Origin of the sequence: Streptomyces colwelliae (assembly GCF_048158785.1) — a bacterium.
Lineage (GTDB): Bacteria > Actinomycetota > Actinomycetes > Streptomycetales > Streptomycetaceae > Streptomyces.
On the sequence record NZ_JBLTJC010000490.1, the window covers coordinates 1 to 6,754 of the forward strand.

Consider the following 6,754-nt stretch of genomic DNA (forward strand, 5'->3'; position numbering starts at 1 on the left):
CCTGTACGCCGACGCCCGCGTGACCCGCATCTACGGCGGCACCAGCGAGGTCATGAAGCTCATCATCAGCAAGTCCCCACCGGGCTTACCGGGCGTTCCGACGTCGACGCACACGTCCACGTCGGAGCAGTGGCCGGCGCCGCGTTGATGAAGGAGCCGGCGCAGCCGGTCGCCGGCGGCCGACACGGCCTCGTCGGTGGTGTTCAGCAGTGCCCGTACGGTCGACAGCAGGGACGTGGCGTCCGGCCAGCGCTGCGCGTCCCGGGCGGCCTGCGCCTCCTTCAGCTTCAGCTCGGCCTGCCGTACGTTCTCGCCGGCCTGCTGCGGCACCTGCTGGAGGTCCTGCCAGCAGGCGGCGGAGAAGCGCCGCCGCAGCTCGCTGAGCACCGGGTCGACCTGACCGGCGCGGGTGGTGAGCGCCTGGGCGCGGGTGCGCAGGGAGACGAGCCGGTGGTCGATCTCGGCGGCCCGCTCGGGCAGCCCGTCGGCCTGGGCCCGGATGGCCTCCGCCTCCCGGGCGACCCGCGTCGCCCGCTCCAGCGTCTGCGGTACGCCGTGCTGTCCGGCGCCCTGGTTCAGCTTCGTCAGCTCCGGCCCGAGCGTGGCGAGCCGGGCGGCGAGGTCGTCGGCACGCAGCCCGGATGCCCGTACGGCGTCCAAGGCGTTCGAGGCGGCGAGCAGCGACTGCCGGGCGCGCTCGACGGCGGGCGCCAGCAGGGCCAACTGCGTCTCGGCCTTGCCGAGCAGCGGACCGAGCCCGCTCTCGAACCGGTCCAGTTCCTGCTTGACCTGGCCCAACTGGTCCTTGGCGGCGGTCAGTTCGGTGCGGGCGCGGTTCGCCGCGGCGGCCTCCAGGTCGTCGCGGTCGAGGTCGTGCGCGTCGACGGCGTTGATGTACCGGCCGCTGGCCTCGTCGATGCGTCGCCCGAGGGCCTCGAAGTCGGTGACCGCGCGGCGGGCGGCCGGCGAGTCGTCGACCGCGGTGATGGTGTCTATCGAGATCCGCAGATCCCGCTGGGCGGTGTCCAGCTCGTAGAACGCGGCCGCCGCGGCATCCTTCGCCGCCTGCGCCTCGGCCCGCTGACTCTCCGCCCGCCCGCCGAACCAGCGCCGGGTGCCGCCGCCGGCGAAGGCGGCGGGGAGGGCGAGCACACCGACGAGCAGCGGGAGGCTCATCACCGCGAGGGTGTCGAGGGCGGCACGGGCGGCGGAACCGCGCCGGGGCCGTGTGAGCGGCGAATACGGCTGCGCTGGTGTCGCCGTCACATCCCTCTCCCGTGTTGTCTGTCCTGACCGCTGTCATTCTCCCACCGGTAGAGGACGAACACACGGGCCGGTCAGTTCGCGTTCCGCACCGTGACTTTCCCGTCGCCGGTGTGGGCGCTCACCACATGAGAACTGGACGAGTCCCGGGGCACGGACACATCCACCGATCCGTCCCCGGTCTTGGTGGTCACCCGGTACCCGGTGCCGCCGCTCTTGGGCAGCGCGATCGTCACGGACCCGTCGCCACTGCGGGCCTCCACCAGGTCCGGTACGGCCCCGAGTTCGAGACGCACGGACCCGTCACCGGTGGTCGCGTGCACCGTCCGGGACGACACCTCGGCGCGCACGGACCCGTCCCCGCTGTGCAGGGTCAGCGGCCCGGTGGAGTCCGTCACGTGCACGGACCCGTCGTGCGTACGCACACTCAGCGCGTCCGCGAACCCCCGCGCCCGCACGCTCCCGTCCCCGTCCTCCACGTTCACGGCGACCCCGCGCGGCACCTCGATCCGGTGCTTGACCGAACAGTCGGCGATCACCCCGGAGCACTTCGTCCGCAGCACCAGCCGGTCGCCGTCCATCGCCCAGCTCACCTCGGGATCCGAACCGATCGCGACGCTGCCCTGCCACCACCGGGTGACCTCGATCTTCCCCGCCGGGTTCGAGTCCGCGGCGACGATCTCGAGCGCCGAGTCATCGGAGTCGACGGTGAGGGTACGGCCGGTCAGCGCGAAGGTGCGGTGATCGGGGTGCTTGTCGTCCCCGGAGGAGGCACCGCAGGCGGTGGCGGTGAGGAGGAGCAGGGCGAGGGTGGTGGCGGCGGTGAGGGTACGGGTGGTGCGGGCACGGCTGTGGCTGTGGCCATGGGTGCGGGTGCGGGTGCGGGTGCGGGTGCCGGTGCGGGTCACGGTGATTTCCCCCTGGGACGGACGCGGAGTCCTTGTGACTCCTACGGCGCCCTTCGACCGTAGGGAGCGGCGCGCGGCGGGGGCATCCGGCGCGCTCCCGGACTCGGGGTGGGGAAAACCCCCGAGATTTCTCCGTGGGGATACGGGTTTGCAGGACAGGCCCCCCGGCAATGTAGGCTGTCGACTCGTCCTGGGCGCGTAGCTCAGGGGTAGAGCGTCGCCCTTACAAGGCGAATGTCGGCGGTTCGAAACCGTCCGCGCCCACCAGGATAAGTAGCGGGTCAGAGGCCTTCCGGGGAGATCTCCGGGAGGCCTCTTTCGTTGAGGATGCGCCGTACGGCCGGTCGCAGTCCGTCGTCCCGTCCCGGGGTGACGAGGATGCCGGGGATTCCGAGGGCCTGGGCGCCGGCGATGTCGGCCACCGGGTTGTCGCCGACCATCCAGACCCGCTCGGGACGCCCGGCCCGGTCCAGCGCCGCCTCGAAGATCCGGGGGTGCGGCTTCTCCCAGCCGACGAGCGCGGAGTTGACGACGGCCGCGAAGTGCCGGTCGAGCCCGAGATCGCGGAGCAGGCCGTCCAGTTCCGGCACATGGTTGCTGACGATGACGTGGAGCCAGCCGGCCTCGGCCAGTTCCTCCAGCGCGGCGAGGCTGTCGGGGAAGACGGTCCAACGGCTCACGTCGGTGTAGTGAGCCCGCACCCTGCCTGCGGCGAGGGCGGCCCGCCGATCATCGACGCCCGCGCCGACATACGCCTTCACGAAGAGCGGCTGAAGAGCGTCCCACCACGCGTCGGGGCTGTTCAGGTCAGGATGCCCGGTCTCCGGCCGATGCCAGGGAAAACCGTCCCGCAGCCCGGGCCTCACATCGGCGGCGACCACACCCTGCCCGGGCGCGACCTCGTCCAGCGCCTCCACCAGACTCCCGCGCCACCTGCCGTCCCGGAACGCCAGGGTTCCGTCGAAGTCCCACAGCACGACGCTTCCAGTCACATGCGCCATCCTACGGAGCGTGTCACCCAGGTCTTGCAGATGGCTAGCTCGTCCCGCCGTTGAGCAGGTCGGCGTAACTGCGGGCCTGGTTCGCGGCGTTGTGGTGCCAGGTGGACTGGGTGTGGTGTTCGTCCGCCAACGAGGGTTCCGCGGTGGTGAGTTCGTCGTAGATGGCGGCTATCTCGTCGTGGACCGCGGCGATCGCGAGCCGGTTGGCGCGTACCGCGTCCGCGTGGCCGCGGTGGGTCTCGATCAGGAGCGGGTCGTCTCCGATGGGGGCGGAGGTCGGGCCGTGGGCGTGCAAGTCGCCGTATTCGTCGTTGAGTTCGGTGGCGCGCGCGTCCAGGTCCGTGCGGCGGACGTGGAGGGCGGAGCCGCGGGCGCGCAGGCTGGCCTCGTAGGCGTGGGAGCCGGGGAAGCGGATCGCGTCCAGGCCCGAGGTGACCGCGTGCGGTCGGTCGGGGCGCAGCCTGGCGTAGCGGGCGTCCGCCTCGGCCGCCACCTCCAGCGTCTTCAGTTCCGGCGGCAGGGCGCTGCGCCCGATGGCCGCCCAGCCGTGGACGTCGCTGTACCACTTCTCGTGGGCGGACTGCCGGGTGATGCCGGCGGCGTCACCGATCTGGTTCCACGTGGTGCCGCGTTCGCGCTCGGCGACCACCGCCTCCCGTACGACGTCGTCCATACGACGCTGGAGCTTCAGGGCGGTTCGGAGCAGGTCGCCCGGCGCGGGGTCCGGCTCGACCGGTACGGCATCCAGTACCGCGTCAGCCAATTGACGGAGCGTCAGGGCCAGGGCCACGCGTGACTCGTCGCGCGGCGACAGCCTGTGGAGCTCGGGCGAGGCCGGTACGGAGGACGCGTCTTCGGCATCGGTCATGCCGTCAGGCTAACCCTGACATTTCCTTTGCGGGGTGGGGAGTTGATGCCGTGCGGGGCGATCGCGTCGGCCATTCGGTCCGGCGGTGTCGCGGTTTCCGGGGACGCTGGGCAGGATGGGTTCATGAGTAGACCTCGCACTGGACCTGGCGCCGCCGCAACCGGCTCCGTGTTGTCCCTCTGGTCGAAGGACTCGGTGTTGTCGATCGGCTCGGTGGGGTCGGTGCTGTCCATCGGGTCCGTCGGGTCGAGCCTGTCCGTCGGGTCGATCGGGAGCGCGCTGTCGGTCGGGTCGATCGGCTCGGCCCTGTCGTTGGTCTCGGCCGGGTCGTGGCTGAGCACGGGGTCCGTGCTGTCCGCGCAGTCGCGGTGGTCGGTGCTGTCGTGGCGGTCGACGCGGGGTTTCCGGGCCGTCGGTGTCGGTGTCGGTGCCGTGGGGGCTGTGACGGCTGTGACAGCTGTGATGGTCCTGGTGGTGGCCCAACGGGCGCTGCGAAAGCCGTAGTTGGGGGCCGCAGAGCTTCCCGTACCTGCCTGTGATCGCCGCCTCGCGGTGGCTCCGACGATCCAAGGCTGACGTCGACTCGTGTCGCCCTGATCGCCTCAGGTCTTCTCAGGCGCCCTTGTCGTCCGCCGCGTCCGGCGGCTCATGGGCGTGCTTCAGCCGCATCCGGCCCTCCACGCGGTCCGTCGCCGCGACCTCCGTCCAGAAACGGTGGCCGCTGACGAAGACCGCGAGCTCGTGCTCCCGCTGCCGGAGCTTCTCCACCTCGGCCTGTTCGTCGGGCGTCCAGCCGGGTGACGCGGGGCGCTCCACCTTGCGCCAGCCGCCCACGTCGCTGAACCCCTCCAGGGGCTCGACCGACCAGGGCAGCCGCTTCAGCAGGGCCGACAGCTCTGCCCGGACCTGATGCAGCTCCTCCTGACCGGCGAGGAGGTCACTCGGGAAGTCATAGGTCGTAGCCACGCGCTAATGCTACGCCTGTTCGAATTTGGGTCGCGAGTTCCTTGGGGGACTTCACACGATCGGGTTCGGAAGTTGTTGCTACGGTCGCCGGATGGAGCGCTGGGACGAGGGCGGCGTACGCGCTCGGATACGGGAGCTGGCGGCGCGGGACCCTGACCGGTCGCGCTTCGGCGCGGATGCGCACCGGTACGAGCTGGCGCCCGCGCTGCCGGAGGCGGAGGTCGGGGCGTTCGAGGCGACCCATGGCATCGATCTGCCGGCGGAGTACCGGTCCTTCGTCACGGGGGTGGGTGACGGGCCTGCCGGTCCCGGCCACGGGTTGATGCCGTTGACCGTCCCTCGCGCGGAGGCCGGCGAGGAGTGGGCCGTGGACGACGAGTGGGAAGAGGACCGGCTGCCGGGCCGGCTCGCCGAACCCTTCCCCCTCGCCGAACCCCTTCCCGGCCGTATCGGGCCATCGGTCCTTGGGCTGACCCGCGGCACGCTCATGCTGGCCGAAGAGGGCTGCGGCATCTACGTCAGGCTGATCCTGAACGGCCCGCGAAGGGGCGAGGTCTGGCAGATCGACCCGGAGTGGGGCGGCTTCGTCCCGGTGGGCCCGGACTTTCGCACCTGGTACACCCAGTGGCTGCGGCGCCCCTGAACGCCCCGCTCGCCGGGGAGTCGGAACGGCGGGCGCCCGCCGCCGCGTACGTGCCGCTGATCGTGGACGGGCCGGAGCTGACGAAGTCGGATGTCAGTGGGGGCACCTAGTGTGCTCGGCATGGACGTGGAACTCGTACGGCTTCAGCCCTGGAGTGAAGGTGACTTCTGGTTGCTGGAGCGGAACAACAGCCTTGAGATGACCGCACACTTGGGGGGTCCCGAGAGCGCGGCGCAGCTCGATGCCCGGCATCGGCGGTATGTCGGGCTGGAGCGGGGGTGCATGTACCGGGTCGAGTTGGCGGGGAGCGGGGAGACCGTCGGGTCGATCGGGTTCTGGGAGCGGGAGTGGCGGGGCGAGTCGGTGTGGGAGACCGGGTGGGGTGTCCTGCCCGAGTTTCAGGGGCGCGGGCTCGCCGCCCGGGCCGCCCGCGCCGTTGCCGTGGAGGCGCGGGTCGCCGGGTGGCACCGGTATCTGCACGCCTTTCCGAGCGTCGGTCATCCCGCGTCCAACTCGGTGTGCCGCAAAGCCGGGTTCACCCTGCTCGGTGAGGTGGAGTTCGAGTACCCCAAGGGGCACTGGATCACCTCCAACGACTGGCGGGTCGACCTCCACGGGTGACCCGCCGGCCGTTTGACGGGGACCCGTCCGTCAGTTGGCGGTCTGGGTCTCCAACTCCCTTACCAGCCTTGCCGTTACCGGCACCGTGATGCCCTGCCGCTGCGCCGCCCGCAGCAACGCCCCGCCGATCGCGTCCAGTTCGAGCGGGCGGCCCGCCTCCGAGTCGCGCTGCATCGACGACTTGGTCTGCGGAGGGAACGTGTCGTAGCGGGCCAGTGCGCCCGCCGCGTCCGACGGGCCGCCGTACGAGCGGCTCACCGCCGCCGTCTCCTCCAGCAGGGCTGTCAACTCCTCGCGGTGGCGCGTGCGTACGTCGCCCAGGGGGAGGGCGTAGCGGGTGGTGAGGAGGGCGAGGGGGGCCAGGAATGTCATCTTGGCCCAGAGTGCGGCCGTTTCGTCGGGCAGGACTTGGGTCTTGGGGCCGGCCGCGCGCAGGGCTGCCGCCAGTGTGTCCAGGCGGTCGCGGGGGACCGTGTCGCCCGTC

10 protein-coding genes, 1 tRNA gene and 1 pseudogene are annotated in these 6,754 nt (G+C 71.5%); 6 read left to right on the forward strand and 6 right to left on the reverse strand.

All coding sequences use genetic code 11. The features are described 5' to 3' along the window. Positions 1 to 19: 19 nt before the first annotated feature. Entirely contained in the window at positions 20 to 148 is a 129-nt protein-coding gene (locus tag ACNFOC_RS56130; protein WP_521986890.1) for a hypothetical protein, read from the forward strand. A gap of 5 nt (positions 149 to 153) precedes the next feature. On the opposite strand, the pseudogene ACNFOC_RS48645 reads toward ACNFOC_RS56130, so the two are convergent. Then, a pseudogene (locus ACNFOC_RS48645) lies at positions 154 to 1,266 on the reverse strand (hypothetical protein); the annotation flags it as partial. A 71-nt stretch (positions 1,267 to 1,337) separates the two neighbouring features. Further along, complete coding sequence (locus ACNFOC_RS48650; protein ID WP_416965414.1) at positions 1,338 to 2,171, reverse strand: DUF4097 family beta strand repeat-containing protein; 834 nt, start codon at positions 2,169 to 2,171, stop codon at positions 1,338 to 1,340. Positions 2,172 to 2,363: 192 nt separating this feature from the next. On the opposite strand from ACNFOC_RS48650, the gene ACNFOC_RS48655 reads away from it, so the two are divergent. Next, positions 2,364 to 2,438 (forward strand) — tRNA-Val (locus ACNFOC_RS48655). Between the two features lie 14 nt (positions 2,439 to 2,452). Here the strand turns inward: ACNFOC_RS48655 and ACNFOC_RS48660 are convergent. Both ACNFOC_RS48660 and ACNFOC_RS48665 read right to left on the reverse strand, forming a co-directional pair. Further along, positions 2,453 to 3,163 carry an HAD family hydrolase gene (locus ACNFOC_RS48660; protein WP_416965415.1) on the reverse strand — a complete coding sequence of 237 codons (711 nt, stop codon included), beginning with the start codon at positions 3,161 to 3,163 and terminating at the stop codon, positions 2,453 to 2,455. A gap of 43 nt (positions 3,164 to 3,206) precedes the next feature. Then, positions 3,207 to 4,040 (reverse strand): hypothetical protein, encoded by an 834-nt coding sequence (locus ACNFOC_RS48665; protein ID WP_416965416.1) that lies wholly within the window; start codon positions 4,038 to 4,040, stop codon positions 3,207 to 3,209. A 123-nt stretch (positions 4,041 to 4,163) separates the two neighbouring features. Between ACNFOC_RS48665 and ACNFOC_RS48670 the strand changes: the two genes are divergently transcribed. Then, positions 4,164 to 4,544, forward strand: coding sequence for a hypothetical protein (locus ACNFOC_RS48670; protein ID WP_416965417.1), 381 nt, complete (start codon positions 4,164 to 4,166; stop codon positions 4,542 to 4,544). A 108-nt stretch (positions 4,545 to 4,652) separates the two neighbouring features. On the opposite strand, the gene ACNFOC_RS48675 is transcribed toward ACNFOC_RS48670, so the two are convergent. Then, a complete protein-coding gene (locus ACNFOC_RS48675; protein WP_416965418.1) occupies positions 4,653 to 5,006 on the reverse strand; it encodes a DUF8825 domain-containing protein in 354 nt (117 codons plus the stop codon). A gap of 91 nt (positions 5,007 to 5,097) precedes the next feature. On the opposite strand from ACNFOC_RS48675, the gene ACNFOC_RS48680 reads away from it, so the two are divergent. Genes ACNFOC_RS48680 through ACNFOC_RS48690 form a run of 3 tightly spaced genes read left to right on the forward strand, consistent with a single transcriptional unit; the run spans position 5,098 to position 6,270 of the window. Continuing rightward, entirely contained in the window at positions 5,098 to 5,649 is a 552-nt protein-coding gene (locus ACNFOC_RS48680) for an SMI1/KNR4 family protein (RefSeq protein WP_416965419.1), read from the forward strand. After that, positions 5,631 to 5,759 carry a hypothetical protein gene (locus ACNFOC_RS48685; RefSeq protein WP_416965420.1) on the forward strand — a complete coding sequence of 43 codons (129 nt, stop codon included), beginning with the start codon at positions 5,631 to 5,633 and terminating at the stop codon, positions 5,757 to 5,759. Before ACNFOC_RS48680 ends, ACNFOC_RS48685 begins: the two co-directional genes overlap by 19 nt. 10 nt (positions 5,760 to 5,769) lie before the next feature. Beyond that, complete coding sequence (locus ACNFOC_RS48690; RefSeq protein ID WP_416965421.1) at positions 5,770 to 6,270, forward strand: GNAT family N-acetyltransferase; 501 nt, start codon at positions 5,770 to 5,772, stop codon at positions 6,268 to 6,270. A gap of 30 nt (positions 6,271 to 6,300) precedes the next feature. Here the strand turns inward: ACNFOC_RS48690 and ACNFOC_RS48695 are convergent. After that, a partial coding sequence (locus ACNFOC_RS48695) for a ketopantoate reductase family protein (RefSeq protein ID WP_416965422.1) occupies positions 6,301 to 6,754 on the reverse strand: 454 nt, incomplete at its 5' end.

What these genes read in the sequence shown, in the direction of transcription:
- ACNFOC_RS48665 (WP_416965416.1), bottom strand. Translation starts at nt 4,040, where the DNA reads ATGACCGATGCCGAAGACGCGTCCTCCGTACCGGCCTCGCCCGAGCTC.
- ACNFOC_RS48670 (WP_416965417.1), top strand. Translation starts at nt 4,164, where the DNA reads ATGAGTAGACCTCGCACTGGACCTGGCGCCGCCGCAACCGGCTCCGTG.
- ACNFOC_RS48680 (WP_416965419.1), top strand. Translation starts at nt 5,098, where the DNA reads ATGGAGCGCTGGGACGAGGGCGGCGTACGCGCTCGGATACGGGAGCTG.
- ACNFOC_RS48690 (WP_416965421.1), top strand. Translation starts at nt 5,770, where the DNA reads ATGGACGTGGAACTCGTACGGCTTCAGCCCTGGAGTGAAGGTGACTTC.